The organism is Parendozoicomonas sp. 209JJ7-1, assembly GCF_058147085.1.
This window is the reverse complement of the sequence record NZ_JBYVJU010000055.1, coordinates 1-1,932: the sequence shown is the minus strand read 5'-3', so window position 1 is coordinate 1,932 and position 1,932 is coordinate 1. Positions and strand designations below refer to the sequence as shown.

Below are 1,932 nucleotides of genomic sequence, written 5' to 3'. Positions count from 1 at the left end.
CTGGATGCGCTTGTTATGCGTGCCGCAGGGGAGCGGTAATGTTGAGATTTTTAGCTACGCTACCGCCCACCAAAGTGAATTGGATTGTGTGATATTTGTACAGTCGCTGAGTTTCTTGCATGTACGACAGTGCAGTCTTTATTTGTGAAGATTACACGGATTGAAGTGTGATTTCGAGAGCCGACATGAATAGAATGACCTCTACGGTGAGTACCTAAAGATTGCTTCTTTCAGAAGGAATGGGTTTAACGGAAAGGAACCCCTCAGCCACGAGAACCAGGATTTGTCTCTTATCCAAATAATATGGGATTATACGAAGAAACAAGCGTTCACTCACAAAACGTCAGGCGACCTTTCACAATAGGATTGTGATTTCTGGGTGGAAAATCACGGATTAAGGAAGTTTCAGCAATTTTCTCACAACCAGAATGTGTGAATGGAACAGAGGTAACGGAAAAATAGTTCGTCTATCCCAACTTTTCATCAGCAATTATTTCTATCCAGAAAGCTGTATCTTTATCTAGTAATTAATCATTTATCCAGTTCAGTGAGGAAAAAATCTACAATAAGTACACTCTCTCAGGTGTTCATCGCATAACGCCTAAATCAGGTGCGCCGTAGGCGTCACCTGGATTTACTTGTTAGCTTTCAAATAGCTTTGCTTTCTCGGGGGACATCGATGTTTTTTTGATAAAGTCGAACCCAAGAATTATTGGTGTAAATTTAAAAACATTACCGTCCAAGTTGATTTGATGGAATCCGTTAAGATCACAGCCTTCAGGCTTTTTGAACGCATCAGAATAGCCTGTAACATCTAAAAATGATCCATCTTCAAGTAATAACCAACAGTGAATATTTAAGTCACCTTTTTGAAAGCCTGCTTCCCACTGACCTTTGATGTATTCAAAGTCGCAATCAATAAATGAAACACCATTTACTTCAAGGCTTCCTATAACAATCTCAGATTTATAGCCAACTTGCTCTAGAAGCATTTTCAGCATTGGGTGAATCACGAAACACATACCCTGTTCTTCACCAGAATGCTGAAAAATATAGTCGATAGTTTGATGAATCATTACAAAGTCTTGCTCACCAAGCTTTCTAAAAGGTAATACTTCAGCAGCAATACCCAACTCTTTGGAGTTAGCGTAAGCAGATTCAAGCTTCTTGACGTGTTCAATATTGAAAGCTTTTACTTCTTCTAACATCAATGATTCCTATGTTCTAAATATGCAAAAGAAAAAAGAATAGTGACTTTTACTCGGTGCTTGATTTTGAGAGCTAACGCCTGCATCAGGTGCGCCGTAGGCGTCACCTGGATGCTCTTGTTATGTTTGTGCTGATTTTTAAATATTTCTTGAGTCATAAGCCCAGTGTAAAAGCGCCTGACGTTGTTTTTTACGACAACTGTAGTCATATGGTTCACAGTATTTTTTGATAGCACCAATATGACGACGAAACGCAGACCAACGCTTTATTTGGCGATAATCCTCTTCTTCAGTCCTACGCCCTATGTAATATCTGCAGTACCATTGAAACCAACCTCTAGGGTCTTGAGGGTTTATCCACCCTTTTTTAATCCACTCTTTGAGGGGTTGTGAAGCATCAACGCCAAAATAGTTTAATGATATATCTTTCTTCTCTGGGCTAATCTTTGCATTCAAAAACCATTCATCAGGAAATTCATCTTGGCAATCGGTTAAGTATTTCCCACCAAAGACTCCTAGTTCAAGCATTTCCTTTGGAGTAAGCTCGGGATTAAAGTCAAGTTGAAAATTTTCTCCAATAGGTTCAGTTAAAAAATAAACATAACCTTGTTGCATTTTGTCATTTACGACTATCTCTCTCATGAAATGAGCCCCGATTAGTCGGAAAATCATAAGTATATCATCAATCAGATATGCTCAGAATCTGGATGATGATGGAAAAACA

2 protein-coding genes are annotated in these 1,932 nt (G+C 38.9%); both read right to left on the bottom strand.

Going from position 1 to position 1,932, the window contains the following annotated elements; genetic code table 11:
* Nucleotides 1–641: 641 nt before the first annotated feature.
* Entirely contained in the window at nucleotides 642–1,208 is a 567-nt protein-coding gene (locus ACY2RQ_RS19225; RefSeq protein WP_490114629.1) for a hypothetical protein, read from the bottom strand.
* A gap of 138 nt (nucleotides 1,209–1,346) precedes the next feature.
* Entirely contained in the window at nucleotides 1,347–1,850 is a 504-nt protein-coding gene (locus ACY2RQ_RS19220) for a hypothetical protein (RefSeq protein ID WP_490114628.1), read from the bottom strand.
* Nucleotides 1,851–1,932 lie beyond the last annotated feature (82 nt).

Coding starts and splice junctions, on each gene's coding strand:
- ACY2RQ_RS19225 (WP_490114629.1), bottom strand. CDS start 1,208: ATGTTAGAAGAAGTAAAAGCTTTCAATATTGAACACGTCAAGAAGCTT.
- ACY2RQ_RS19220 (WP_490114628.1), bottom strand. CDS start 1,850: ATGAGAGAGATAGTCGTAAATGACAAAATGCAACAAGGTTATGTTTAT.